Here is a 25,406-nt window from a genome sequence, read left to right as displayed (position 1 = left end):
TCGGAGTCTAGGTCACTTCTGGGTAGGCAAGGATACCCATTGCACCAACAGCGCCTCCAGCAACAGCGCCGGATTGAGGTTGGCTTTGCTCATGACTTTCTGGCGCTGGGCGAGAATCCAGTCCTGGATATTCAGGACTTTATCCTGAGCGGCTTTTTGCGCCAGGTATTGAATCACCTTGCGCATGTCCGCCAGCCCCAGCCCTGCTTCATCCTGAGTCAACTGATAACGCAGAATCAGGCTCGACCAGTCACAGAACCAGTCGAACAGCAGCAACATGGGAATGGTTTTCCACTCCTCGGCCAACTGGGTCGGCGATTGCTGTTGCTTGAGCAACTTCTTCACGCCCTCGACCACCAGCGCCCGCTGTTCACGCACGCCCTGTGCCTGCAATTTGACTGCGGCCAGTGGCGAACCGGCGGCGAGGGTCAGCAGTTCAATGCGTTCCTCTTCCGAGCAGTCCGGCAACGCCTTGGCCAGCCACGCCAGGCTCATGGCTTCGCTCGGCAATGGACAGGCCTGCTGCACGCAACGACTCTTGATGGTCGGCAGCAGACGGCTGGTCTGGTGGCTGACCAACAGCAGTACGGTGTCGCCGGACGGCTCTTCAAGGCTTTTGAGCAAGGCGTTGGCGGCGTTGATGTTCATCGACTCGACCGGCTCGATCAGCACCACTTTGCGACCGCCCATCTGCGAGGTCTGAACCACGAAGCTGACCAGATCGCGCACCTGATCGACCTTGATCGCCTTGTCCGCCTCTTCCGGCTCCAGAATGTAGTTGTCGGGGTGGCTGCCAGCCTTCAACAGCAGGCAGGACTTGCACTCGCCGCAAGCATCCTGGGCGGTCGGACGCTGGCACAACAAACTGGCCATCAAGCGCTCGGCCAGCGCACGCTTGCCGATCCCGGCCGGGCCATGCAGCAAATAGGCGTGGGCGTGCTGGGCACGGCCGGCCAATTGCTGCCAGAGACTGTCCTGCCACGGATAGGCTTCAGCCACGGGTCAACTCCAGCAGGCGTGGCAGCAAGGCATCCAGAGACTGCTGAACCTGCGCCAGCGGCTGAGCGGCATCCACCAAGACATAACGCGCAGGATCCGCTTTGGCGCGCTCGAGGAAGGCAGTGCGCACCGCATCAAAAAAACCTCGGCCTTCGAGCTCGAAGCGGTCCAGCCGACCGCGGGCGCTGGCGCGGGCCAACCCTACTTCTACCGGCAGATCGAAAATCAGCGTCAAGTCCGGGCGCAGATCACCCTGGACGAACGTTTCGAGGGTCGCAATGCGCTCCAGTGACAATCCACGACCACCGCCCTGATAAGCGTAGGTCGAATCGGTAAAGCGATCGCACAGGACCACCGCGCCACGGGTCAGCGCCGGACGGATCACCTCGGCCAGATGCTGGGCTCGCGCGGCGAACACCAACAGCAGCTCGGTGTCGGGGTTCATGACCTCATCGACCGGTGCCAACAGCACGTCACGGATCCGTTCGGCCAGAGGTGTGCCGCCGGGCTCCCGGGTCAACACCACCTCGATCCCGGCAGCGCGCAGACGCTCGGCCAGGTATTCGCGGTTGGTGCTCTTGCCGGCACCTTCCGGGCCTTCCAGGGTAACAAACAAGCCAGTCACAGGCAGTCCTTAGTCAGAGTCATTGCGGGCTTTGCGGCACGGGCGCATCCGCTTCGGGTGCTGGCGCAGGTTCTTGTGCAGGCTCTTCTACAGAGTCTTGCACGGGATCTTGCGGCGCTACGGGCGGCATGTCTTCAGGCGCCGTATCTGGTGAAGCCGCCGGGATAGGCGCCTGAGCGTCCTCCGTTTGCGGCGTAACAGTCGGCGCAGGGCTGGAACGGTAATCGGCACGTCGGTTGATCTGAAACTCGCGCACCGCATTATTGTGGGCGTCCAGATCATCGGAGAACACGTGGCTGCCATCACCGCGCGCGACAAAATACAGGCTGTTGCCGTCCGCCGGATTCAATGCCGCATGGATCGCTTCGCGGCCCACCATCGCGATGGGTGTGGGCGGCAGGCCAGCAATCATGTAAGTGTTATACGGCGTCGGCTCCTTGAGATGAGCGCGGGTCAACTTGCCGTTGTAACGATCACCCAGTCCATAAATCACAGTCGGATCGGTCTGCAACAGCATGCCCATCTCCATGCGCCGCACGAACACACCGGCAATCTGCCGACGCTCCTGCGGTACACCGGTTTCCTTTTCCACCAACGAGGCCATGATCAGTGCCTGATAGGGCTCGGTGTAGGGAACATCGGCAGCGCGCTGGTTCCATTCCTTGGCGAGGACCTCGTCGAGGCGGTCGTAGGCTTTCTTGAGCAGATCGACGTCGGTCATGCCCCGCACAAAACGATACGTGTCGGGGAAGAATCGCCCTTCGGGGAAAATCCCTCTGTGCCCGAGCTTGTCCATCACTTGGCTGTCGCTCAGCCCGTTGAGGGTCTGCTCGAGTTTTTCATCCTTGGCCAGGGCCGCGCGAACCTGATGGAAATTCCAGCCTTCGACCAACGTCAGGCTGTATTGCACCATTTCCCCGCGCTTCCACAGGTCGATCAGCCCGTTGACGGTCATGCCGGGAACCATGCGGTATTCGCCACTGTGCAGCGGTTGACCCGCCAGGTTGAAGCGCCAGTACACGCGCAGCCAGAAAGCGTCCTTGATGACGCCATCGGCTTCAAGTCGAATGAAAGTGCGGTTCGGTGTAGTGCCCCTGGGCACTTCCAGCAGCTCTCCCTGGGTGATGTTCAGCGGCTGTTCCAGCGCCGAATGAATTTTCCAGGCACTAGCGCCCGCCAACAGCCCCGCCAGAACCAGTCCGGTTTCCAGCAGCAGCAAGAATTTACGTCTCACGAATCAAGCATCCAGTAGCGCACGGGCAATGGTTTGGAGTTTACGGGTGAGCGGGCCAACCGGCCAGCTCAGCGCGGCATAGGCGCGCACCGGCCAAACGCCATACACGCTATTGCAGACAAAGACCTCATCAGCCCATTGCATCTGATCGAGGGTGATATCGGTGACTTGCGTGGGAATTCCCAATGACTCGGCTTGAAACAATAATTCTGCGCGCATCACGCCCGCCACGCCACAGCGTTTGAGATCAGCCGTAACCAGCACACCATCGCGCACCAGGAACAGATTGCTGAACACGCCTTCGATCACCCGCCCGGCCTGATCCAGCATCAAGCCTTCGGCATGCTCGGTATCCTGCCATTCGGAACGGGCGATGACCTGCTCCAGACGATTCAAATGCTTGAGACCGGCGAGCAATGGCTGTTTGGAAAGCCGTGTCGCACAAGGAAACAGACGAACGCCCTGCTTCGCATGAACCACCGGATAGGCAGCGGGAGGATTGCCTTGCAGAATGCGTCGAGCCTGAGCCGAGGGGTCGGGGGCGTAACCACGCAGGCCGTCGCCGCGGGTGAGGATGAGTTTGAGCACGCCCTCACCCAATGCGGCAGCATAGGCCAGCAGTTCCGCGCGGATCAGTTCACGATCGATGGTAATCGCCAGGCGCGAACAACCTTCGGCCAGACGCGACAGATGTCGATCCAGCAGCAACGGTTGCCCGCCCTTGACTAAGAGGGTCTCGAACAGACCATCGCCATAAGCCAGGCCGCGATCCTTCAGCGACAAAGCGTCAGCCGGTTGACCGTCGACCCAGCTGTCCATCAGTCAGCGAACCGACGGAACACCAGCGAACCGTTGGTACCACCAAACCCGAAGGAGTTGGACAGCACCACGTCGATATCCATGCCGCGCGCGGTGTGGGGTACGAAGTCGAGGTCGCAGCCTTCGTCCGGCTCATCGAGGTTGATGGTCGGCGGAGCTACCTGGCTGTTGATGGCCAGTACGCTGAAAATCGCCTCGACTGCGCCCGCCGCACCCAGCAAGTGACCGGTCATGGACTTGGTCGAACTGACTGCCAGCTTGTAGGCGTGATCGCCGAACACGGATTTGATCGCACAGGCTTCGGCGAGGTCACCGGCCGAGGTCGAGGTACCGTGAGCGTTGATGTACTGAACCTGATCGCTATTGATCTTCGCATCGCGCAAGGCATTGGTGATACAACGCGCAGCACCCGCGCCATCGGCCGGTGGCGAGGTCATGTGGTAGGCGTCGCCACTGGTGCCGAAACCGATCAGTTCGGCGTAGATGGTCGCGCCACGGGCCTTGGCGTGCTCCAGTTCTTCGAGAACCAGCGCGCCGGCACCGTCGGACAGCACGAAGCCATCACGGCCCTTGTCCCATGGACGGCTCGCACGGGTCGGCTCGTCGTTGCGGGTCGACAGTGCGCGGGAGGCACCAAAGCCGCCCATGCCCAGGCCGCAAGCCGCCATTTCGGCACCACCGGCAATCATCACGTCGGCTTCGTCGTACATGATATTGCGTGCCGCCATGCCGATGCAGTGCGTACCGGTGGTACACGCCGTGGCGATGGCGTAGTTAGGCCCCTGTGCACCCAGGTGGATGGACAGGAAACCGGAAATCATATTGATGATCGAGCCAGGCACGAAAAACGGAGAAATCCGTCGTGGGCCAGAATCATGCAGCGTGCGGCTGGTGTCTTCGATATTGGTCAGACCGCCGATACCCGAACCCATGGCCACGCCGATACGCTCGCGATTGGCGTCGGTCACTTCAAGACCTGCGTTACGCACAGCCTGAAAACCTGCAGCCAGACCGTATTGAATAAACAGGTCGAGCTTGCGAGCTTCCTTGACCGACAGGTATTCCTCGACATTGAAGCCCTTTACCGAGCCGCCAAAACGGGTGGAATAGGCAGAAAGGTCGGTGTGTTCGATCAGACCAATGCCACTGCGGCCAGCCAGAATACCCTGCCAGCTGCTCGGCACATCCGTGCCCAGTGGCGACAACATACCCATACCGGTGACTACGACGCGTCTACGCGACACAGCACTCTCCTTTTTTCAAATGACGACTTTGCATCAGGCCTAAAGAAAAAACCGCACGCCATGATGGCAGTGCGGTTTTTCCATGACAGCGAGCGACGACTAAAAACTATTACGCCTGGTGGCTGGTAACGTAGTCGATTGCTGCTTGTACAGTAGTGATCTTCTCAGCTTCTTCGTCAGGGATTTCGGTCTCGAATTCCTCTTCCAGAGCCATCACCAGCTCAACGGTGTCAAGGGAGTCGGCACCCAGGTCTTCAACGAAGGAAGCAGTGTTGACCACTTCTTCTTCTTTAACGCCCAGTTGCTCAGCAACGATTTTCTTGACGCGCTCTTCGATGGTGCTCATACCTTGTTTTCACTCCTAATGGACAAATTCAGGCAGCTGGCCAGTGGGTAAGTGTATAGAAAGACTTTTCAGTTTTTCAACTGAAAGCTTCACTCCTCAAACCCCGCGGCCCTCTGCCTATAAATAGATTGCAGCTTTATAACGGATTTTAGACAGCTCGTATGACATTTTTTTGAAGCAATCCGTCACATTTAACTCATGTACATCCCGCCGTTCACCGGGATTGTAGCCCCAGTAACGTAAGCCGCACCGTCGGATGCAAGAAAAGCGACCACAGACGCGATCTCTTGAGCTTGCCCCAGACGACCCAGCGGAATCTGCGACTGCAAGGCTTCACGCTGCGCCTCGGGCAGTTCGCGGGTCATATCGGTGTCGATGAACCCTGGGGCCACCGAGTTTACCGTAATCGAACGCGAACCGACTTCACGCGCCAGTGCACGGCTGAAACCTTCCAGACCGGCCTTGGCGGCAGCGTAGTTTACTTGGCCTGCGTTGCCCATGGCACCCACAACCGAGCCAATACTGATAATTCGTCCCCAACGGGCTTTGGTCATACCGCGCAAGACGCCCTTGGACAGGCGGAACAGACTGTTCAGGTTGGTATCGACGACGTCATGCCATTCGTCATCTTTCATCCGCATCATCAGGTTATCGCGGGTGATGCCGGCATTATTGACCAGGATCGCCGGCGCACCGAATTGCTCCTGAATGCTCGCCAGTACGGCCGCCACGGACTCGTCGCTGGTGACATTGAGTTCCAGGCCAGTGCCCTGAATACCGTTTTCTTTCAGGGTAGCGGCGATACGCTCGGCACCCGAAGCGGAGGTCGCGGTGCCGACAACGATGGCACCCTGACGACCCAGCTCCAGGGCGATAGCCTGGCCGATACCACGACTGGCACCAGTGACCAGTGCAACTTTACCTTGCAGACTCATGCAAGCTTCTCCTTGTTCAGGCCAGCGCTGCACGGGCGGCAGCGAAAGCGTCTGGGGTATTGAGGTTAGAGGTCGACACGCCTTCGGCGCAACGCTTGTTCAGACCGGCAAGTACTTTGCCAGGGCCGCACTCGACCAGTTCGGTCGCACCCTTGGCAGCCAGCGCCTGGACCGACTCGACCCAGCGTACAGGCTTGTAGAGCTGTTCAAGCAAATCGCGCTTGAGGGTTTCCAGATCAGCCGGCACGTCAGCACTGACGTTCTGTACCACAGGGATCTGCGGCGCTTGCCAGTCGATCGCTGCGATCGACTCGGCGAACCGCTCGGCGGCCGGGCGCATCAGCTCGCAGTGGGACGGCACGCTGACCGGCAACGGCATGGCGCGCTTGGCACCACGAGCCTTGCAGCCTTCGATGGCGCGCTCGACCGCAGCCTTGGCACCGGCGATCACTACCTGACCCGGGGAGTTGAAGTTGACCGCGCTGACCACTTCGCCCTGCGCCGCTTCGGCACAGGCTGCCAGCACGTCAGCATCGTCCAGACCGAGGATCGCGGCCATGCCACCCTGCCCGGCCGGAACGGCTTCCTGCATCAATTGACCGCGACGCTCTACCAGTTTCACTGCGTCGCCCAGGCTCAGGCTGCCCGCAGCCACCAGGGCGCTGTACTCGCCCAGGCTGTGACCGGCAACGTAAGCCGGGCGCGCGCCGCCTTCAGCCAGCCACAGACGCCACAAGGCGATCGAGGCGGTCAGAATGGCCGGCTGGGTTTTATCGGTTTGATTGAGTTGCTCTTCCGGCCCTTGCTGGGTCAGTGCCCACAGGTCGTAACCCAGAGCATCGGAAGCTTCTTTGAATGTTTCGAGGACCACCGGATGTTGCGCGCCCAACTCGGCCAGCATGCCGAGGGACTGCGAACCCTGTCCTGGAAAGACGAATGCGAGGGAAGCAGACATGTAACAAGCCCCTAATGATCTTGTCGTCGGAAAATTGACGTCCCGCTTGAGGAACGCAAGAAACTGACAGTTGGATGGCCAATTGAACTGAGCGGTCACATTTAAGCATTGTCCGACGAAAACGCCTAAGGCAACAAATCCTCCAGGCGCCCATGAAGCCGTTCCGGCAAGTTTTCCTGGATCTCGATCAAGGCGCGCTGAATTGCACTCTGGAAGCCTTGAACCCCCGCCGAACCGTGACTTTTCACGACAATTCCCTGCAAACCGAGGAAACTTGCACCGTTGTGCCGCGCCGGTGCCAGCTCGGCCTGCAAGCGCTTCATCAACGGCAACGCCAAAGCACCAACCACTTTCGAGGCGAAATTTTTCTTGAACAAGGCCTCGATGCGCCCGGCAATCATGGTCGCCAGACCTTCGCTGGACTTGAGCAGTATATTGCCGACAAAGCCATCACACACCACCACATCCGCCTCGCCACGGTACAAACCGTCGCCTTCGACAAAACCGATGTAGTTGAGCCCGCGCGCGCCTTGCAGCAAGGTTGCCGCCAACTTGACCTGTTGATTGCCTTTGATGTCTTCGGTGCCGATATTCAGCAGCGCGACCCGCGGGCGAACGACGCCCAGGGTTTCTGCCGCGACCGACCCCATCACCGCAAACTGCAACAGATGCTCGGCACTGCAATCAACGTTGGCACCCAGATCGAGCAATTGGCAGTAACCTTTCTGCGTCGGTATGGCCGCGATCATCGCCGGCCTATCGATGCCCGGCAAGGTCTTGAGCACGAACCGTGACAACGCCATCAGCGCACCTGTATTGCCGGCACTGACGCAGGCCTGGACCTTGCCATCGCGCAGCAACTCCAGCGCCACGCGCATTGACGAGTCGGGCTTGCCACGCAAGGCCTGGGCTGGCTTTTCGTCCATGGTGATGACTTCGGACGCCGGCGCTATCGACAGGCGCGCGCGATCCACCGCCGAATGGCTGGCAATCAATTCTTCAAGAAGGGAGGGTTGACCGACAAGGGTCAGGTGCAGCGAGGGCGTAGCAGACAGACAAGCAAGGCTGGCCTGAACAATGCTGCGGGGACCGAAGTCCCCGCCCATTGCGTCAATCGCGATGATTTGAGCGGACAAGGATTACTCGTCAGCGCCCTTGTCGATCACTTTACGGCCACGGTATACGCCTTCTGGCGATACGTGGTGACGCAGGTGAACTTCACCGGTGGTTTTTTCTACAGACAGGGTGCTAGCCTCGAGAGCGTCGTGCGAACGACGCATGTCACGGGCAGAGCGGGATTTTTTGTTCTGCTGAACAGCCATAATTGATTAACTCCTAAACGTTTGGGTCACGCTTTAACTGCGCCAATACACTGAACGGGTTGGACCGCGTTACCTCGTCCTCGCTCGGTTCGGGCTCATCTGCTCCCGCCGGCTGCTGGCATTCTTCCGGATGATGAGCAGGCACAATGGGCAAGGCGAGCAGAAGCTCCTCCTCGATCAGTGACTGCAGATCCAAAGGATCTTCGCCCAGTTCCAGCACGTCATAACCTTTCGGCAACGACTGGGTATTCGCACCCTCCTTCACCACAGCATAACTGCATTCGCTATGGATCGGCAGGGTGACCAGCTCAAGACAACGCTGGCAAACCATTTTGACTTCGGTGTCGATAAAGCTGTGGATTACCACAGACTTACGTTCATCTCGTTCAAAAACGAATTTAGCCTGCACCGTACCGACATTGTCGGAAAGCGGGTCGCAGAGTCTCTCCAAATCGGCCAGCAGCATTTCACCTTGAAGGGTGGTGCCACGGTCAGCCAATTTGCGCGGGTCAACGTGAGGTGGAATCGGGTCATTCAACATAGGCGCAGCATTATAGGGATGCCCCCGGCCATGTCAAAGGAAATTCAGCCCTGTCCGTCACTTGGAAGCCTCGCTAGAATTCGCCCCTGCCCTTTGGAGATGCGCATGCTGCCTTTATTACTCGCTTCAAGCTCGGTTTATCGCCGGGAATTGCTGGCCCGCTTGCAGCTGCCGTTTACTTGCAGCTCGCCGGATATCGACGAAAGCCATCGCCCCGACGAGTCAGCCATCGAACTGGTAAAACGCCTCGCCGAAGAAAAAGCCCGCGCACTGGCAGCCAGCCATCCCGCCCATCTGATCATCGGCTCGGACCAGGTCGCAGTACTTGGCGAGCGGATCATCGGCAAACCTCACACCTTCGAAAAGGCCCGCGAACAGCTGCTGGCATCCAGTGGCGCCAGCGTGACCTTCCTGACCGGCCTGGCACTGCTCAACAGCCAGACAGGCGACTGCCAGGTCGATTGCGTACCCTTTACCGTGCACATGCGCGCGCTCGACCCGGCACGCATCGAACGCTACCTGCGCGCCGAACAGCCCTACGACTGCGCTGGCAGCTTCAAGGCCGAAGGTTTGGGGGTGAGCCTGTTTCAAAGCACCGAAGGCCCTGACGCCACGAGCCTGATCGGCCTGCCGCTGATTCGCCTGGTCGACATGTTGTTGGCCGAAGGCGTGCAGATTCCCTGAACCGTATCCGTGTAGCAGCTGGCGCTCGCACAAAAAACCGGCCACGAGGGCCGGTTTCGATATGCAGCCAAGCGATCAACGCAACGACGGCCCCTGGAAGCCCATCCACATCGCCAAATGCTCAGCCACGCTGGCACCGAGCTTTTTCGAGAAGCGATCAAACGGCGACTCCTCGATAGTAAAGTCCACCATCTCTTTCTCACCAATCACGTCACGCGCCACCGAACTGGCATTCCCCAGACCATCGATCAAGCCAAGCGGCAATGCCTGCTCACCCGACCAGACCAGCCCGGAGAACAACTCCGGATGCTCTTTGTCCTTGAGACGATCGCCACGCCCCTTCTTGACGCTACTGATGAACTGCTGATGAGTGGTATCGAGCACGCCCTGCCAGAATTCGGTTTCCGCAGGTTTCTGAGGCTGGAACGGATCGAGGAACGATTTGTGCTCACCGGAGGTGTAGGTACGACGCTCGACACCCAACTTCTCCATGGTGCCGACAAAACCGTAACCCGCCGCCGTCACACCAATGGAACCCACCAGACTCGCCTTGTCGGCGTAGATCTGATCCGCCGCGCTGGCGATGTAATAGGCACCGGAAGCCCCCAGATCCGAGATCACCGCGTAAACCTTGGTATCCGGATGCAGGCCGCGCAAACGACGGATCTCGTCGTAGACATAACCCGACTGCACCGGACTGCCGCCCGGGCTGTTGATCCGCAGGATCACACCCTTGACCTTCTTGTCCTCGAAGGCCGCACGCAGACTGCCGACGATATTGTCAGCACTGGCCGGCTCTTTCTCGGCAATCATGCCGGTTATATCGATCAGCGCCGTGTAACCAGAACCGCGAGTAGCGCTTTTTTCCACATCCATCAGCGGCGTGAACAAGAACAACGCAACCAACACATATGCAAAGGTCAGCAGCTTGAAGAAAATCCCCCAGCGACGGGACCGGCGATGCTCCTGCACACTGGCCAGCAGAGCCTTTTCCAGCAGCTTCCAGCTTTTCTCGTCACCGCTCTCTGCGCTCGCTTTGGCGGGCGCTTTCCATTCGTCGGTCATGACATTTACCCCAGCAAAAAACCGTTAAGCCCGCTGACTCAGCCAGGCATGCAATTCTGAAAAACGATCAATGGTCAGTCGCGGCTCGAACAGCTTCAACGCGTCAATCGATTGCGCGCCATAGCTGACCGCCACCGAATCCATGCCGGCATTGCGCGCCATCTGCAGATCGAAGGACGAATCCCCGACCATCAGCGCCTGCTCCGGGCGAACCTCGCAATGGGCGAGGATTTGCTCAAGCATCAACGGATGGGGCTTGCTGGCCGTTTCATCGGCCGCACGGGTGACATCAAAATAATCTTCCCAGCCATGGGCTTTCAGCACCCGGTCCAGCCCACGCCGTGCCTTGCCGGTGGCAACCGCCAGGTGATAGCCGTCAGCACGAAACGCTTCCATCGACTCGAGCACGCCCTCGAACAACGGCGAAGGAACAGCCTCCGCCGCAATGTAGTGTTCCGCATAATAATCACGGAACGCCATCAGCTCGCCATCGCCGATCTCGGGATACAAGGTGCGAATCGCTTCCGGCAATCCGAGTCCGATAATGCCTTTGACGGCAAAATCATCGCGCAACGGGAAGCCGGAGCGCTCGGACGCCACGTGCATTGCCTCGACAATCCGACCAATGGAGTCTGCGAGCGTACCGTCCCAATCGAAAATCAGCAGTTTGTAATCAGATGGGTGCACTCAATCGCTCCACGGTCCTGGCCCACATCTCGTCGACAGGGGCCTGCAATTTCAGCTCTCCGCCGTCCGGCAGCGGTACAGTCAGCATGTAGGCGTGCAGGAACAGGCGCTTGCCACCCAGATCGCGAATCTCCTTGCTGAAGCCCTCATCGCCGTACTTGGTATCACCGGCAATGCAATGCCCGGCATGTAGAGTATGGACGCGGATCTGGTGAGTCCGGCCGGTAATCGGCTTGGCCTCGACCATGGTGGCAAAGTCGCCGAAGCGGCGCAGGACCTTGAACACGGTCACGGACTCCTTCCCCTCCTCCTCGTCGACCTCGACCATGCGCTCGCCGGAGCGCAGATTACTCTTGCCCAGCGACGCACGGACCTGCTTGATCGAGGCCGCCCAGTTACCACGGACTAACGCCATATAGCGCTTATCGACGCCATCGCCGCGCAATGCCGTGTGCAAGTGGCGCAACATGCTGCGCTTCTTGGCGATCATCAACAGCCCGGACGTATCACGGTCGAGACGGTGAACCAGTTCGAGCTCCTTGCAATCGGGACGCAGCTGACGAAAGGCTTCGATCACCCCGTAAGTCAGGCCGCTACCACCATGAACCGCGATGCCGCAAGGCTTGTTGATCACGATCAGCGCCTTGTCTTCGTACACAATCGAAGCCTCGAGCCGCTGCAGCAACCCCTGGGCCAGCGGCACAGGCTCGTCGCGCTCAGGCACGCGAACCGGCGGCACGCGCACGATATCGCCCGCCTGCAGCTTGTATTCGGGCTTGATCCGACCTTTGTTCACCCGCACTTCGCCTTTGCGCAAAATGCGGTAAATCAAGGTCTTGGGCACGCCTTTGAGCCGAGCGAGAAGGAAATTATCAATACGTTGGCCGGCATATTCCGGCGAGACCTCAAGCAGTTGTACGCCTGGGGTCGAAGGGGCAGTAGTCGTCATGGCGCGGATGATAACAATTTTTTATGGAATTGAAGCACTTAATCATTGCTGCTATAGTCGCGAACGCCGCCAAAAGTGGCCTGGACAGCGGACTAACGGTCAAAAACCGGCCCTGACCAACGCAATTCACGAGGACGAGAGGCCGTCCTACGGGGCTTTCGCTACGTAACGGCAGAGTTTTCAGTTGTAACAAGCGCAGGTGACATAAGGCCTGAATCATGCCGCAAAGCAGAGTTTTCACTCGCCTTCCGAGCAAATATTCACGGCCAGTTCACAAAGTGCAGTCAGCTGCGAACGACCCCGAGCGAAGGCTTCGGAAACAACGCCTAAATTAGCCATGATGCGTGACCTCCCCTTTCGGAGCTCACGGTAAATGCCAACCCGCTGCGGATTCTGCGCGCGGCAGCACCCGAATTATCAGGGATACGTGTAGGGTGGAGATGCACAACCGCTGGACTGTGTAGCAATAGGCTTTATCAAGACGCTTCATCTCGTCCACAGCCGCCGGTTGATTCCTCCTCCTGACTGAGTGCTTAAGTAGCCACAGCAAGCAGGACGCGTACGTCGCGACACCGGCCCAATTGGCCGGGGTTCGCTAGACACTGGAGTGGCCAACCACTCCTGACGCACCTGACACCGACCGTGAGAAGTCGTGTGTGCCGAACGCCGTTTCCGGCAGCCCGGAAACCGACGGTACTACATGAAAAGAATGCTGATTAACGCAACTCAACCCGAAGAGTTGCGTGTTGCACTGGTAGATGGCCAGCGCCTCTACGACCTGGACATCGAATCCGGTGCACGCGAGCAGAAGAAGGCCAATATCTATAAAGGCCGGATTACTCGCATCGAACCAAGCCTCGAGGCTGCCTTTGTCGATTTCGGCTCTGAGCGCCACGGCTTCCTGCCCCTCAAAGAAATCTCCCGCGAATACTTCAAGAAAGCCCCCGAAGGCCGCGTCAACATCAAGGACGTCCTGAGCGAAGGCCAGGAAGTCATCGTTCAGGTCGAAAAAGAAGAACGTGGCAACAAGGGCGCCGCCCTGACCACCTTCATCAGCCTGGCCGGTCGTTACCTGGTGCTGATGCCGAACAACCCGCGTGCCGGCGGTATCTCCCGTCGCATCGAAGGTGAAGAGCGCAACGAACTGCGTGAAGCCCTGAACGGCCTGGTTGCCCCGGCCGACATGGGTCTGATCGTTCGCACTGCCGGCCTTGGCCGCAGCAGCGAAGAAATGCAGTGGGACCTCGACTACCTGCTGCAACTGTGGACCGCCATCAAAGAAGCTTCGCTGGATCGTTCCGCGCCATTCCTGATCTACCAGGAAAGCAACGTGATCATCCGCGCCATCCGCGATTACCTGCGCCAGGACATCGGCGAAGTGCTGATCGACAGCGTTGAAGCCCAGGACGAAGCCCTGACCTTCATTCGCCAGGTGATGCCGCAGTACGCCAGCAAGATCAAGCTGTACGAAGACAGCGTTCCGCTGTTCAACCGTTTCCAGATCGAAAGCCAGATCGAAACCGCCTTCCAGCGTGTCGTCGAACTGCCTTCCGGCGGCTCCATCGTCATCGATCCGACCGAAGCCCTGGTGTCCATCGACATCAACTCGGCGCGCGCCACCAAAGGCAGCGACATCGAAGAAACCGCCCTGCAGACCAACCTTGAAGCCGCCGAAGAAATCGCCCGTCAGTTGCGCCTGCGCGACATCGGCGGCCTGATCGTCATCGACTTCATCGACATGACCCCTGCCAAGAACCAGCGCGCCGTGGAAGAGAAAGTCCGCGAATGCCTGGAAGCCGACCGCGCTCGCGTGCAAGTCGGTCGCATCTCGCGCTTCGGCCTGCTGGAAATGTCCCGTCAGCGCCTGCGTCCATCGCTGGGCGAAAGCAGTGGCATCGTCTGCCCGCGTTGCAACGGCACCGGCATCATCCGTGACGTTGAATCGCTGTCGCTGGCGATTCTGCGCCTGATCGAAGAAGAAGCTCTGAAAGACCGTACCGCCGAAGTTCGCGCACAAGTGCCAATCCCGGTGGCTGCGTTCCTGCTCAACGAAAAACGCAACTCGATCACCAAGATCGAACTGCGCACCCGTGCCCGCATCGTCATTCTGCCGAACGATCACCTCGAAACGCCGCACTTCGAAGTTCAGCGTCTGCGCGATGACAGCCCGGAAGCCAGCATCAACCAGTCCAGCTACGAAATCGCTGCCGCCGCTGCCGAAGTCGAAGAAGTCCAGCCAGCCGCCGCGACCCGCACCCTGGTTCGCCAGGAAGCCGCGGTCAAGACCGCTCCGGCCCGCGCCAACGCTCCGGTTCCAACCGAAGTCGTCGCCGCTCCGGTGGCTGCACCGGCCGCCGCGCCTGAGCCAAGCCTGTTCAAAGGCCTGGTGAAGTCGCTGGTCAGCCTGTTCGCGACCAAGGAAGAGCCTGCCGCGCCGGTTGTGGTTGAAAAGCCAGTCACCGAACGCCCTGCTCGCAACGAAGAGCGTCGCAACGGTCGTCAGCAGAGCCGCAACCGTAACGGTCGCCGCGATGATGAACGCAAGCCTCGTGAGGAACGTGCACCGCGTGAAGAACGCGCACCACGTGAGCCGCGCGAAGCCCGCGAAGAAGCTCCGGCAGTCGCCCGCGAAGAACGCGCTCCACGTGAAGAGCGTGCACCACGCGCCCCTCGTGAAGAACGTGCACCGCGCGCCCCGCGTGAAGATCGCAAGCCTCGTGGCGAGCGTGAAGAACGCCCGGTTCGTGAACTGCGTGAGCCTCTGGATGCCGCTCCGGCCGCCGCTGCCAACGCTGAAGAGCGTCCGGCCCGTCAGCCACGCGAAGAACGCGCTCCACGCCCACCGCGTGAAGAACGTCAACCACGCACCGAGCAAGCCGCTGCCGCCGTTGCCGAAGAAGAGTTGCCAGCCAACGAAGAGCAACTGCAGGAAGACGGTCAGGAAGGCGCCGAAGGCGATCGTCCACGCCGCCGCTCCCGTGGCCAGCGTCGTCGCAGCAACCGTCGTGAACGTCAACGCGATGCCAATGGCAACGTGATCGAAGGTTCGGAAGAGTCCGAATCGGCTGAAAACGCCGAAGCGCCAAGCGCTGCCGATCTGGCCGCCGGCCTGGCGGTTACCGCTGCCGTTGCCAGCTCCGTGATCAGCGCGCCTGCCGAAGCACAAGCCAACGAGCAAGCCGAACGCGCTACTGCCGCCACACTGGAAACTGCTCCAGTTGAAGCGCCAGTGGTTGAAGCGACCACGCCAGTAGCCGTCACCGCCGCTCCGGAAATCGAAGTGGCACCGGTTCGTGAAGCACAGCCTGAAGTTGAAGCTGCCGCTGAACCGTCCGTCGTCGCTGAACCAGTGGCTGCTACCGAGCCTGTGGTTGAAGCGCCGGCTGAACCGGTGCGTGAAGCTCGCGAAGAACAAACCACGTTCAACTGGGTTGCCGAGCCACCTGTAGCGGTCGAAGCTCCAGCGCCAGTCGCTGAAGCTCCGGCTGCTGAAGCCATGGTCTCCGAGCCTGTGGCTGCTGCTGCCGAGCCTGCTCCAGCGGTTGTTGAAGCGCCGATTGTTGCCGAAGAGGCTGCACCGGTGGCTGAAGCCGCCCCTGTCAACGCTCTGACCCCAAGTGGCCGTGCGCCGAACGACCCGCGTGAAGTACGTCGTCGCAAGCGTGAAGCCGAGCGTCTGCAGAAAGAAGCCGAACTGGCTGCCGCTGCTGCTCCGGCCGCTGCCGAGCCAGCACCGGTTGTTGCTGAAGTCGTCGAGGCAGTCCCTGCCCCGGCCGCTGAAGTCGCTGCCGAACCGGCTGAATCCGTGATCGACGAAGCACCGCGCTCCGTTCAAGAAGCGGTAGAGCAACACGAGCAAGCCCAGGAAAAAGAGCACGAGCCTAAACCCCTCGTCTAATTCCATCGGCCACTAAAAAGCCCCGCCTGGTGATCCAGGCGGGGCTTTTTTTGCTTATAGAAATTGAAGCCTGTCGCTACCTGGCAACGGTTTATTGCCGAGGCGATTGCGTTCCTCGCTAAACACCCGCTTAAATATTTGTAAGCAAGTATTACGAAAGAGCTGTGCAACGTGCAGAATAGAGCGGTGCAGGTTTCAAAGTAGGTCCTGCCACGGCCCGAAAGCCTTCGGCCCGTTATGGAGCAAAGAGTGCGTGACTATGGAAATTGCTGAACTGGACGCTTTCAAAGCGATTGTTGACTACGGCAGCGTCACACAAGCAGCGATCAGGTTAAACCGCGCTCAATCCAGTATTTCCTTCCGCATCAAGACACTCGAATCACGGCTCGATACCAAGCTGTTCGAACGCTCCGGTCGCGGTATCACGATGACGGAGCCAGGCAAGGAGCTCTATGCCTATGCCTCACAAATCCTCGAACTGGTTGCTCGCGCTCAAGCCAGCCTGAGCCAGACAAAAACCGAAACACGGGTGCGTTTGGGTGTCATCGAAAACCTCACTATTACTCGCCAGAACCTGTTGCAAAGCATCGTTGCCAATCCCGACGGGCTGGCAGTGGATGTCAGCATTGGAAATACACAGTCGCTGCTCAAGGATCTTGAGGCCGGCAAGCTCGACGCAGTGATTGTCGGCGCAGGCTTTGCACCTTCGCATTATCGCCGGGTAACGCTGTTCAACGATCCGCTGGCCTTGATCTACAGCGCAGCACACCCCGCCATCCAGGACCTGAAAGCGTTCAGTGGCCAAGTGTTCCTGGTCAACAGCCGGCGCAGCGCTTCGCAACGTAATCTCGACGAACTATTCATGATGGGCAATATCACCCCGGAAAAAATCATCGAATGTGGCTCTTATCCGCTGTTGTTTTCTAATGTGATCAACGGCGTGGGCGTTGCCCTGGTGCCGTTGTCACTGGTCGATTCGTGCTGCCGCAGTGACCAGGTGCAAACATATTTCCTGAGTGGTTCATATGCCTCGCTGACCACCGAATTCGTGTTTTTCGATCACCCTGGCAAACCAGCCCCCAGAGCGCTTGCGCAATGGGTGCTGGACTTCGAAAAACCGGCCCGCTTACCGCTGACGGAAAGGTAACGGGCCGGGCCCCCGTCAGCAGTTACACGATTGCCGCACCACCTCGTCCTCGAAGAGGTTGGACAGTTGCAGTCCATCCTCCTGGCTGCTCGCCCGAATGACGTCACCGTGCTGCAACTCGAAGGCATCCTTGTCGGTGCTTAACGAGGCACCGAGCAAAACATAGTGAACCGTACCGGGCTCGCAAAGCTCTTCATGCTGGAACAACAGGGCTTCGAGTTCACGTTTGGCAAACATCAACTGATCCAGCCCTAATAGCGACTGTTTGTCCCACACGGTTTCACCACGCCGGACAATCGAACTCCTCACCACTGAGTAGCGCGGTGGTTCTGCGATCACCAGCTCGTGGCACAACGCGGTATTGCGCAACTTGGAGAGACCAGCCAGCCCGGGTTGAGTATGACGCAGCACCGGGTCAGAAAAGTCCACCGCCAAGGTGTAACCGATATAGCGGGGATTTCGGCAGTCGTCGATGAGGTACACACAGGCATACTCGATCTCGATTCCCGCGCCACTGGCATGACACGGTGACTTGATCGCCCGGGAAGCGGCCACCAACCCTTTGCCGTTACCTTTGTAGTACCAGTCCGGCGAGGACCTCTGGGGCATGGGCAGACCATTGACCGAGCGATGCGTGTAACCAAAACCGCTCACCATGCACACGGCATCCCGTGCGGGCCGCAGCGGCACGTTAAAGGTCATCAATGAAAGCGCTTCAAGCGGCACCGCTACCAAGGACAAATTGCTTTTGAATTGCTCCCAGGATTGCTTGCTACGCATGAATCGCACAGCCAACACCTGAGAACTTTCGGCATCTTCGACCTGCCAGACCGTAGCCGATGCCCCCTTGCCCTGCACAACCCCCACCCACCGCACACCGTGACGGTCGACCGAATCGATGATTCTGTCCATCAAGCCGCCTCCGTGCGCAGTACCACCGGTGCCCGCCTTTTAATGGAACAGAGGATCACCCCAAATACAATCAGCACCAGACTGACCAGGTGATAGGCGTGCAGTTGCACGTCGAGGAACACGATACTGAACAGCCCACCGGACAGTGGCACCAAGTGAGTGAAGATCTCACCACGGGTGGCACCGATTTCACCGATACCTTTGCTCCAGAACAAGTACGACAGCCAGGACGGGAAGATCACCAGATACGCCAGGCCCAGCCACGGTGCAGCGCCCTGCCCCAGGTTGAACGTCAGATCAGGGTGCAACACCCAAATACCCAGGCTGAACGGAATCAGGCACAGCGCCCCCACCACCGCGCAATACGTCACGAACGCATTGCCGGCGATGTTTTTTGGCTTCGTCCGCAAAAAGGAGCAATAGACAGCCCAACTGGAAGCCGAGGCCATGGTCCAGAAATCGCCTTTGTTGAAGCCTTCCAGGAAGCTCAAATCGGACAGATGCCCCATCGTCACCAGCCAGAACACACCCACCGTACTGATGACCACCCCAAGCATATTCGACCTGGAGATGAAATCACTGAAAACGAAACGGTTGAGGGCCAGTACCAGACACGGCGTGGCCGACAGGTAAATCGCCGCATTCAACGAACTGGTGTATTGCAAACCGATATATAAGGTCAGCGGAAATATAACTTGGCCACAGATCGCCAACATAACCAGGGTCAACCATGACTTACGTGCGGCCGGCAAACTGGCGATCACGGCTTTATAGTTAACCAGCAGTAGTAAAGCGCTGGTAATCAGCCATCGAAGTTGCGACAGCAGCACCGGATCAACGTCCACCACCATCAACTTGCCGACGACATAATTACCGCCCCAGAACACGGCAGCGAGTGAAAGTAATAAGTACGGCATTGACGCCTCCGTTAGATCTTCTTCATTAACATGAAAGAGGCTCCGTCGAACTCGACTTCCCCTTGCAGATGGAACAAGTCTTGATACACAGACAGTTGCGTCTGCAACACATCCGTAATGGGCACCAACAACAGTGCCTGCGTCGCCAGCACCCGGGCCAGTTCATTGACATAGACTCGGCAAGGCTCGGCCTCGACAGGCGAACTGTTGGCGACAATCAGTGAGTAACCCAATCGACGGCGATAGTGAAAGTCGCCGGCCGAGGCGAATGGCAACCTCGAAAAATCCAGATCGGCGCGCAACCTGAGCTGCTTATGGCCGTAGTCCTGAGCCCACTGCAAGTGATGGGCAAACGGCTGCCGGGAACTGGAAATGACATCCAGGCTGTGCTGGCCGAACGCTTGAAGCTGAGCGTTATCGGATGGGGCAATCAGCAATACGGACTTTTTGCCCGGCGTGTCGAGATACTCCGCCAGTGGTGCCGGCAATGTCGGCGTCTCGCGCTTCGGGCTGTCACGGTAGATCATCAACCAGTCCGAATTGATCGCGGCCCAATCGCTGACTTGCAGCGTCTGCTCGATCGACGGCTGGTAGGTTTCCATGAGGTGAGCCTTGAACGGCAGGTATTGCAGGATCTTTCCCTGATCGCCAACGATGGAATAATCGCCGACCCATGTATTGAGGAAGGAACGGATTCCGACGATGCTCGCCTTACCCAGGTAATCCGCGTTCCAGCCCACAATCGCTTCACGCCCGACCCACGCGTAATCGCACAGTCGCACCGGTGGCAGGCGCGTCATCGCGACAGTCCGCGAGCCGATGGAGAGCCGACCATACGGGTCATGGTCCTGACGCAGTAACTGACTTCCCGGCGATAGCCAGACACCATCGCCTATATCCACATCGCCGCCGGCATTGACCGCAGCGTTACGACCAAAACGCACATACTGTCCAATCTTGATCGAAGGCAAATCCTGCGCCGAGTGATCGAGCTGATGATCGGCATGGGGGTGGCTGAAATACGCACCGTTTTCAAAATGAGTGGGCGAAATCAGGTGTTCTCCGACCTGCTCCTTGATGAGCAGCGGTGAGCCACTGGTATTGACCGAAAAGTGCTTCGGGGACAAACCGAAGTCGTCACCCAGTTCTTTCAAACGTTCTCCAAAAGTGACCCCGAACTTGATCTCGTCGCGATGACAACTAATTGTTTGCGACGCTTTTCTAAGTTCTCGAAGTGTTTTGACATAACGCGGAACAGGTTGAAAAACATCTGCAGAACTTAATGCCCGCTCCAATGCCCCCAACTCCTGAATATCACTGTCCAGCTCCAAAGGACTGACACTGACCGACGCATCCATATAGTGCTTTATCATCTAGGCTCTTTTTCTAATGAGTACTGACCGGATGTTCACCCCAACTGTGAACACCACACACCACATGATCGTATGTCGGATAGAACCCGCTGAATAACGAGTTTTATATCTGGCACCCATCGATAAATACGAATGGGCGAAAGGAAGAGCCGATTATTCCGAGGAAAGTGCGAATGCAATCCCGCTGACAACCGTTATTGAAAAACCAGCGTCTCAGGCACATCCACATCCCATAACACCCCGGGATCCTCCACCGCCACCTCGACCACCCTCGCCTGTACGAATAGCGACTTGGCGCCTTGATCACCTGTCAACGCCATCAATTCCGGACCGAAGCTTCGCCCGAACCCCACTGGGTGCCCATACTGTCCCTCGTGCACCGGCACGCTGATGGCATCATCGGCAATATTCGCAACAACCTGCTCAATGCTGGACGGCAGGATAAACGGCATATCCCCCAGCATGATCAGCCAGCCATCGAGTTGCGAGCATGCCGCCACACCCGCCGCAATGCTGTCGCCCAGCCCCGTCGACTCGATCCGCACGATCTCGCAACCATAGGCCTGCGCCATGCGAATCACTTGCGGGCGCTCCGCCGTGGTCACCAGCACGCGTTTCTCAAGCGCGGCCGGCAGATTCACCAGCACCTGCTCGATCACCGAGTGCACGGTGACGCCGTCACGAGCGGTGCAATCCACCAGCAGCTTGTCCTTATCGTCACCCGCCACCTGTCGAAACCGACTGCCCTGCCCGGCGGCCATCACGATAACCCCGATGGAGTCGCTCATACGCTCTCCTGTAACGGCCTCTTCTGTTTCAGCCCGACGCCGTTCTTGATCGCCACAATTTCGGCCAGCAGCGACAAGGCGATTTCCGCCGGTGTATGGCTGCCGATGTGCAAACCGATCGGCCCGTGCAAGCGCTCGATGGCCTGTGGTGACAAACCTAGCTGAGCCAGGTTGTCCCGGCGCTTCTGGTTGTTGACCCGCGAGCCCAGCGCACCGACATAAAATGCCTTGGAGTCCAGCGCCGTGAGCAGCGCCATGTCATCCAGGCGCGGATCGTGGGTTAGCGCGACGATGGCGGTGCGTTCGTCAGTCTGGATGGTCAGCACCGCCTCGTCGGGCATGCCCGGGACGAAGCGACCGTGTTGCTCTTCCCAGCCGTAGACGAACTCGGTGCGCGGATCGCAGATCAGCACTTCGAAATCCAGCAGCCGCGCCATCTCGGCGACATACCGTGATAGCTGCCCCGCGCCGATCAGCAGCAACCGCCAACGCGGGCCGTAAATGGCACGCAGTGTGTTGCCGTCAAAACTCAGCACATCGCTCTTGTTCGCCGGCTGCAAGATCACTTCACCGGTCGCAATATCCAGCGAGCGAGCCACGATTTCATGCGCCTCGCAGCGCGCCAGCAATTGGGCGACCCACGCCGGATCGCCGACGCGCTCCTCGGTCAGGCGCAACGTGCCGCCGCACGGCAAACCAAACCGTGCAGCCTCCTCACGGGTGACGCCATAAGTAATCAACTGCACCGGCGGCCCATCGGCCGGGATACGGCCATCGTGCAGCCGGGCAATCAGGTCATCCTCGACACAGCCACCGGACACCGAACCAATCACCACGCCGTCTTCACGCAAGGCCAGCATGGCACCCGGTGCCCGGGGCGCGGTGCCCCAGGTCTGGACCACGCTGTACAACATCACCCGCTGACCGGCGCGGCGCCATTGCAGCACGCTGCGCAGGACGTTCAGATCGACGCTGTCCATCAGGCTTCAGCCTTTTGCCAGCCTTGCAACTGATAGCGCACCGGCAGGTTACGGATGCGCTTGCCGGTGGCAGCGAATATCGCGTTGCACAGCGCTGGCGCAATCGGCGGCACGCCCGGCTCACCGACTCCGCCCAACGGTACATTGCCCGGTGGCGTGACCAGGTGCACGGCGACTTCCTTCGGCGCCAGCGACATGCGCGCCACCTCGTACATGTGGAAGTTGTCCTGCTGAACCTTGCCCTCCTTGAAGCTGATTTCCCCCAGCACCGCGTTGCCCAGGCCCATGACGCAGGCGCCTTCGAACTGCGAGCGAATCCGCTCGGGATTGATCTGGGGGCCACAGTCCACGGCGATGTCGGCCTTGTGCACGATCAAGGTGCCATCGTCTTTGACTTCGACTTCGATCACCGCTGCCACATAAGTGACAAAGCTGTAATGCACCGCCAGGCCCAGGCCTCGCCCCTTGGGCAACTCACGCCCCCAACCGGCGGCTTTGGCAGCAGTTTCCAGCACGGTGCGCATCCGTGCGGTATCGATCGGATAACGCTCGGGAGATTCGCCGTAGTTCCATTCTTCACTCAAGGTGCGCGGATCGATCTGACGGTCCGGGCCAAGCAACTTGATCTGGTACTTGAGCGGATCCTGGCCAGCCTTGTGGGCCAGTTCATCGACAAAGCTCTGAATCGCAAAGCCGTGGGGAATGTTCGACACCGAACGATACCAGCCGACCCGCGTGTGGACCGCCGCTTCAGGGTTCTCCAGGCGCACGTTGGGGATCGCATACGCCATGTTGGTAAAGCCCATGCCCAGCTCGAAAGCCGCCTCATGGTTCATACCCGGCGCGAACAGCGCGGTGATGCTCGGCGCCACCGTGCGGTGCAGCCAGCCAGATGGCAGGCCGTCCTTGTTCAGGCTGGCCTTCAGGTATTCGGCAGACACGGTGTGGAAATACGAGTGGTGGATGTCGTCTTCACGGGTCCATTGCACCCGCACCGCCTTACCCGGGAACTCCTTGGCCAGGATCGCCGCCTCGATGATGAAGTCCGGCTTGGATTTTCGACCGAAACCGCCGCCGAGCAAGGTGACATTGAACGTGACGTTATCGAATGGAATGCCGAGGCGCTCGCCGATCCGTTCGCGGGTGACCTGCGGCGCCTGGCTTGGGGCCCAGGCTTCGCATACGCCGTCCTTGAAACGGGCGATGGCGACCATCGGCTCCATCGGCGATTGTGTCAGGTGCGGCAGGTAATAGGATGCTTCCAGAGTAGTGTCGGCAGCGCTCAAAGCCTGGTCAATGTTGCCGGTATTGCGCACCACTTTGCCAGGTTCAAGGGACGCCGCCTCAAGTTCCTTGCGGTAGGCGATCGAGTCGTAACTGACGTGAGGGCCGTCATCCCACTCGATTGTCAACGCTTCGCGGCCCTTGATCGCCGCCCAGGTATTGCTGGCCACCACGGCCACACCACCCAGGGGCTGAAACTCGGACGGCAGCGGACGACTTTCGACTTGCAGGACCTTGATCACCCCCGGGACTTTCATCGCGGCGCTGGCATCGAAGGATTTGACCTTGCCGCCATAGACCGCTGGACGCGCGATGGTGGCAAAGAGCATACCGTCGAAACGCACATCGGCGCCGTAGACCGCGCGACCATTGACGATGTCCGCACCGTCGATGGCCTTGGTGCCTTCTTTGCCGATGTAACGGAATTCCGAGGGCTGCTTGAGCCGCAGGCTATCACGGGCCGGCACCGCCAGCGCACTGGCAGCGGCGGCCAACGCGCCGTAGCCCAGTTCGCGACCGGTCGGTTGGTGAATGACTTTATGCAGTTGCGCGCGGCACTCGCTGACCGGCACTTTCCATTGCTCGGCAGCGGCTTGCTCAAGCATGGTCCGCGCGGCAGCACCACAACGGCGCATCGGTTCGTACCAGTGACGCATGCTGCGCGAACCGTCGGTATCCTGGTTGCCGAAGCGTACTTCGTCACCTGGTGCCTGTTGTACTTTCACCTGCGCCCAGTCGGCGTCCAGCTCATCGGCCACCACCATGGTCAAGCTGGTGCGCACGCCCTGGCCCATTTCCGAGCGGTTGCAAACCACGGTCACACTGCCATCGGCGGCGATGCTGACGTAAACCTTAGGATCATCGATCCAGCCGTTGGGCATGCCATCGGCGCCGAACTTCTTCTCTTTCTCGGCGGCAAACGCGTCCTGCCAGCCCCAACTGGCTGCCAGCACCAGCGCACCGGTGGCGCCCACACCTTTCAGGAAACCGCGGCGGCTGAGGTTGCTCAGTGCAAAATCATTCGGTAGCGGGTTCATGCCTTGGCCTCCTTCAGGTGAGTGGATGCCTGACGAATGGCGGTCTTGATCCGGTTGTAGGTGCCGCAACGGCAAATGTTGCCGACCATCGCCTCTTCAATCTGCTCGTCGCTGGGGTTCGGGTTGGTTTTCAGCAACGCGGTGGCCGACATGATCTGCCCGCCCTGGCAGTAACCGCACTGGGCCACGGCGCTGTCGAGCCAGGCCTGCTGGACGACTTTGCCAACCGGGTCGGCGTGCAGGTTGTCGATGGTGCTGACGTTCTGGCCGACTACCGAGCCGATTGGTGTGATGCAACTGCGCGCCGGCGCGCCGTCGATATGAATGGTGCAGGCACCGCACAGCCCCATGCCGCAGCCGAATTTGGTGCCGTTATAACCGGCCACGTCACGGATCGCCCAGAGCAGCGGCATGTCCTCGGTGACATCGAGTTGATGATCTTGACCATTGAGTTTCAGGGTAATCATGGGCACGCCCGCATAGTTATAGAGGTTATGGGGTCGAGCAATCTGCCGCTTGGGGTTGGCGGTTCACTACACGCAGATCGACTCAGGCTAACAGGCTCTCTTATGCGGACGGTGACGTCTGCACCGGGCCTTTGGTGGAGCAAATGCTTTCATCGTTAGGTCGCTAAGTTAACCCAGCATTAACAAAAAAGCCCTGCA

Annotated in this window: 24 protein-coding genes; 3 read left to right on the top strand and 21 right to left on the bottom strand. The window is 59.3% G+C overall.

Features of this window, described 5'->3' with window-relative positions; genetic code table 11:
* Positions 1-12 precede the first annotated feature (12 nt).
* The 11 genes from AACY49_RS18095 to AACY49_RS18045 all read right to left on the bottom strand — a co-directional run bounded on the left by AACY49_RS18095 (position 13) and on the right by AACY49_RS18045 (position 9,020).
* Complete coding sequence (locus tag AACY49_RS18095) at positions 13-999, bottom strand: DNA polymerase III subunit delta' (protein WP_258699625.1); 987 nt, start codon at positions 997-999, stop codon at positions 13-15.
* Positions 992-1,624: a dTMP kinase gene (tmk, locus tag AACY49_RS18090; protein WP_339525477.1), complete on the bottom strand. Its 633-nt coding sequence runs from the start codon at positions 1,622-1,624 to the stop codon at positions 992-994. Before tmk ends, AACY49_RS18095 begins: the two co-directional genes overlap by 8 nt.
* 19 nt (positions 1,625-1,643) lie before the next feature.
* A complete protein-coding gene (gene mltG / locus AACY49_RS18085) occupies positions 1,644-2,858 on the bottom strand; it encodes an endolytic transglycosylase MltG (protein WP_258699623.1) in 1,215 nt (404 codons plus the stop codon).
* A 3-nt stretch (positions 2,859-2,861) separates the two neighbouring features.
* The gene (pabC, locus tag AACY49_RS18080; protein ID WP_339525476.1) at positions 2,862-3,677 is read right to left on the bottom strand and encodes an aminodeoxychorismate lyase; all 816 of its coding nucleotides are present in this window, start codon (positions 3,675-3,677) and stop codon (positions 2,862-2,864) included.
* A complete protein-coding gene (gene fabF / locus AACY49_RS18075) occupies positions 3,677-4,921 on the bottom strand; it encodes a beta-ketoacyl-ACP synthase II (RefSeq protein ID WP_007904000.1) in 1,245 nt (414 codons plus the stop codon). Before fabF ends, pabC begins: the two co-directional genes overlap by 1 nt.
* Positions 4,922-5,030: 109 nt before the next feature.
* A complete protein-coding gene (acpP, locus tag AACY49_RS18070) occupies positions 5,031-5,267 on the bottom strand; it encodes an acyl carrier protein (protein ID WP_003175607.1) in 237 nt (78 codons plus the stop codon).
* A gap of 191 nt (positions 5,268-5,458) precedes the next feature.
* Positions 5,459-6,202: a 3-oxoacyl-ACP reductase FabG gene (fabG, locus tag AACY49_RS18065; protein WP_150717479.1), complete on the bottom strand. Its 744-nt coding sequence runs from the start codon at positions 6,200-6,202 to the stop codon at positions 5,459-5,461.
* 16 nt (positions 6,203-6,218) lie between these two features.
* The gene (gene fabD, locus AACY49_RS18060; RefSeq protein WP_258699620.1) at positions 6,219-7,157 is read right to left on the bottom strand and encodes an ACP S-malonyltransferase; all 939 of its coding nucleotides are present in this window, start codon (positions 7,155-7,157) and stop codon (positions 6,219-6,221) included.
* A gap of 125 nt (positions 7,158-7,282) precedes the next feature.
* Positions 7,283-8,293 carry a phosphate acyltransferase PlsX gene (gene plsX, locus AACY49_RS18055; RefSeq protein WP_339525469.1) on the bottom strand — a complete coding sequence of 337 codons (1,011 nt, stop codon included), beginning with the start codon at positions 8,291-8,293 and terminating at the stop codon, positions 7,283-7,285.
* Between the two features lie 3 nt (positions 8,294-8,296).
* Positions 8,297-8,479 (bottom strand): 50S ribosomal protein L32, encoded by a 183-nt coding sequence (gene rpmF, locus AACY49_RS18050; protein ID WP_003179396.1) that lies wholly within the window; start codon positions 8,477-8,479, stop codon positions 8,297-8,299.
* Positions 8,480-8,492: 13 nt separating this feature from the next.
* On the bottom strand, positions 8,493-9,020 hold the full coding sequence (locus tag AACY49_RS18045; RefSeq protein ID WP_007942001.1) for a YceD family protein: 528 nt from the start codon (positions 9,018-9,020) through the stop codon (positions 8,493-8,495).
* Positions 9,021-9,125: 105 nt separating this feature from the next.
* Here AACY49_RS18045 and AACY49_RS18040 point away from each other — a divergent pair, with 105 nt between their 5' ends.
* The gene (locus AACY49_RS18040) at positions 9,126-9,704 is read left to right on the top strand and encodes a Maf family protein (RefSeq protein WP_320393702.1); all 579 of its coding nucleotides are present in this window, start codon (positions 9,126-9,128) and stop codon (positions 9,702-9,704) included.
* Positions 9,705-9,779: 75 nt separating this feature from the next.
* On the opposite strand, the gene AACY49_RS18035 is transcribed toward AACY49_RS18040, so the two are convergent.
* Genes AACY49_RS18035 through rluC form a run of 3 tightly spaced genes read right to left on the bottom strand, consistent with a single transcriptional unit; the run spans position 9,780 to position 12,405 of the window.
* The gene (locus AACY49_RS18035; RefSeq protein WP_320393701.1) at positions 9,780-10,769 is read right to left on the bottom strand and encodes a S49 family peptidase; all 990 of its coding nucleotides are present in this window, start codon (positions 10,767-10,769) and stop codon (positions 9,780-9,782) included.
* A gap of 24 nt (positions 10,770-10,793) precedes the next feature.
* On the bottom strand, positions 10,794-11,456 hold the full coding sequence (locus tag AACY49_RS18030; RefSeq protein WP_258699616.1) for an HAD-IA family hydrolase: 663 nt from the start codon (positions 11,454-11,456) through the stop codon (positions 10,794-10,796).
* Positions 11,443-12,405 (bottom strand): 23S rRNA pseudouridine(955/2504/2580) synthase RluC, encoded by a 963-nt coding sequence (rluC, locus tag AACY49_RS18025; RefSeq protein WP_258699615.1) that lies wholly within the window; start codon positions 12,403-12,405, stop codon positions 11,443-11,445. Before rluC ends, AACY49_RS18030 begins: the two co-directional genes overlap by 14 nt.
* A 700-nt stretch (positions 12,406-13,105) precedes the next feature.
* Between rluC and rne the strand changes: the two genes are divergently transcribed.
* Positions 13,106-16,303: a ribonuclease E gene (gene rne, locus AACY49_RS18020; protein WP_339525465.1), complete on the top strand. Its 3,198-nt coding sequence runs from the start codon at positions 13,106-13,108 to the stop codon at positions 16,301-16,303.
* Positions 16,304-16,409: 106 nt separating this feature from the next.
* A complete protein-coding gene (locus tag AACY49_RS18015; RefSeq protein ID WP_339525463.1) occupies positions 16,410-17,450 on the top strand; it encodes a LysR family transcriptional regulator in 1,041 nt (346 codons plus the stop codon).
* Between the two features lie 15 nt (positions 17,451-17,465).
* On the opposite strand, the gene AACY49_RS18010 is transcribed toward AACY49_RS18015, so the two are convergent.
* The 7 genes from AACY49_RS18010 to AACY49_RS17980 form a co-directional block, all read right to left on the bottom strand.
* Complete coding sequence (locus AACY49_RS18010) at positions 17,466-18,362, bottom strand: hypothetical protein (RefSeq protein ID WP_258699612.1); 897 nt, start codon at positions 18,360-18,362, stop codon at positions 17,466-17,468.
* On the bottom strand, positions 18,362-19,279 hold the full coding sequence (locus AACY49_RS18005; protein ID WP_258699611.1) for a DMT family transporter: 918 nt from the start codon (positions 19,277-19,279) through the stop codon (positions 18,362-18,364). The genes AACY49_RS18010 and AACY49_RS18005 overlap by 1 nt, the downstream gene beginning before the upstream one ends.
* 11 nt (positions 19,280-19,290) lie before the next feature.
* Positions 19,291-20,433, bottom strand: a complete 1,143-nt coding sequence (locus tag AACY49_RS18000) for an acyltransferase (protein WP_339525460.1) — start codon at positions 20,431-20,433, stop codon at positions 19,291-19,293.
* 413 nt (positions 20,434-20,846) lie between these two features.
* Positions 20,847-21,440: a nucleotidyltransferase family protein gene (locus AACY49_RS17995; RefSeq protein ID WP_339525458.1), complete on the bottom strand. Its 594-nt coding sequence runs from the start codon at positions 21,438-21,440 to the stop codon at positions 20,847-20,849.
* Entirely contained in the window at positions 21,437-22,420 is a 984-nt protein-coding gene (locus AACY49_RS17990; protein ID WP_339525457.1) for an XdhC family protein, read from the bottom strand. Before AACY49_RS17990 ends, AACY49_RS17995 begins: the two co-directional genes overlap by 4 nt.
* Positions 22,420-24,741, bottom strand: coding sequence for a xanthine dehydrogenase family protein molybdopterin-binding subunit (locus AACY49_RS17985; RefSeq protein WP_339525455.1), 2,322 nt, complete (start codon positions 24,739-24,741; stop codon positions 22,420-22,422). Before AACY49_RS17985 ends, AACY49_RS17990 begins: the two co-directional genes overlap by 1 nt.
* Positions 24,738-25,208, bottom strand: a complete 471-nt coding sequence (locus tag AACY49_RS17980; protein ID WP_007941956.1) for a (2Fe-2S)-binding protein — start codon at positions 25,206-25,208, stop codon at positions 24,738-24,740. The genes AACY49_RS17985 and AACY49_RS17980 overlap by 4 nt, the downstream gene beginning before the upstream one ends.
* Positions 25,209-25,406: the final 198 nt, after the last annotated feature.

Source organism: Pseudomonas sp. EL_65y_Pfl2_R96, assembly GCF_963970905.1.
Classification (GTDB): Bacteria; Pseudomonadota; Gammaproteobacteria; order Pseudomonadales; family Pseudomonadaceae; genus Aquipseudomonas.
The sequence above is the reverse complement of the archived record's forward strand: the minus strand, read 5'-3'. Positions and strand labels throughout refer to the sequence as shown.

Bases quoted from the DNA above. Each gene is read 5' to 3' on its own strand.
- rpmF (WP_003179396.1), bottom strand. From the start codon at position 8,479: ATGGCTGTTCAGCAGAACAAAAAATCCCGCTCTGCCCGTGACATGCGT.
- AACY49_RS17980 (WP_007941956.1), bottom strand. From the start codon at position 25,208: ATGATTACCCTGAAACTCAATGGTCAAGATCATCAACTCGATGTCACC.
- pabC (WP_339525476.1), bottom strand. From the start codon at position 3,677: ATGGACAGCTGGGTCGACGGTCAACCGGCTGACGCTTTGTCGCTGAAG.
- AACY49_RS17995 (WP_339525458.1), bottom strand. From the start codon at position 21,440: ATGAGCGACTCCATCGGGGTTATCGTGATGGCCGCCGGGCAGGGCAGT.
- AACY49_RS18005 (WP_258699611.1), bottom strand. From the start codon at position 19,279: ATGCCGTACTTATTACTTTCACTCGCTGCCGTGTTCTGGGGCGGTAAT.
- AACY49_RS18035 (WP_320393701.1), bottom strand. From the start codon at position 10,769: ATGACCGACGAATGGAAAGCGCCCGCCAAAGCGAGCGCAGAGAGCGGT.
- rne (WP_339525465.1), top strand. From the start codon at position 13,106: ATGAAAAGAATGCTGATTAACGCAACTCAACCCGAAGAGTTGCGTGTT.
- AACY49_RS18040 (WP_320393702.1), top strand. From the start codon at position 9,126: ATGCTGCCTTTATTACTCGCTTCAAGCTCGGTTTATCGCCGGGAATTG.
- acpP (WP_003175607.1), bottom strand. From the start codon at position 5,267: ATGAGCACCATCGAAGAGCGCGTCAAGAAAATCGTTGCTGAGCAACTG.
- AACY49_RS17990 (WP_339525457.1), bottom strand. From the start codon at position 22,420: ATGGACAGCGTCGATCTGAACGTCCTGCGCAGCGTGCTGCAATGGCGC.
- rluC (WP_258699615.1), bottom strand. From the start codon at position 12,405: ATGACGACTACTGCCCCTTCGACCCCAGGCGTACAACTGCTTGAGGTC.
- fabG (WP_150717479.1), bottom strand. From the start codon at position 6,202: ATGAGTCTGCAAGGTAAAGTTGCACTGGTCACTGGTGCCAGTCGTGGT.
- AACY49_RS17985 (WP_339525455.1), bottom strand. From the start codon at position 24,741: ATGAACCCGCTACCGAATGATTTTGCACTGAGCAACCTCAGCCGCCGC.
- fabD (WP_258699620.1), bottom strand. From the start codon at position 7,157: ATGTCTGCTTCCCTCGCATTCGTCTTTCCAGGACAGGGTTCGCAGTCC.
- AACY49_RS18010 (WP_258699612.1), bottom strand. From the start codon at position 18,362: ATGGACAGAATCATCGATTCGGTCGACCGTCACGGTGTGCGGTGGGTG.
- AACY49_RS18045 (WP_007942001.1), bottom strand. From the start codon at position 9,020: ATGTTGAATGACCCGATTCCACCTCACGTTGACCCGCGCAAATTGGCT.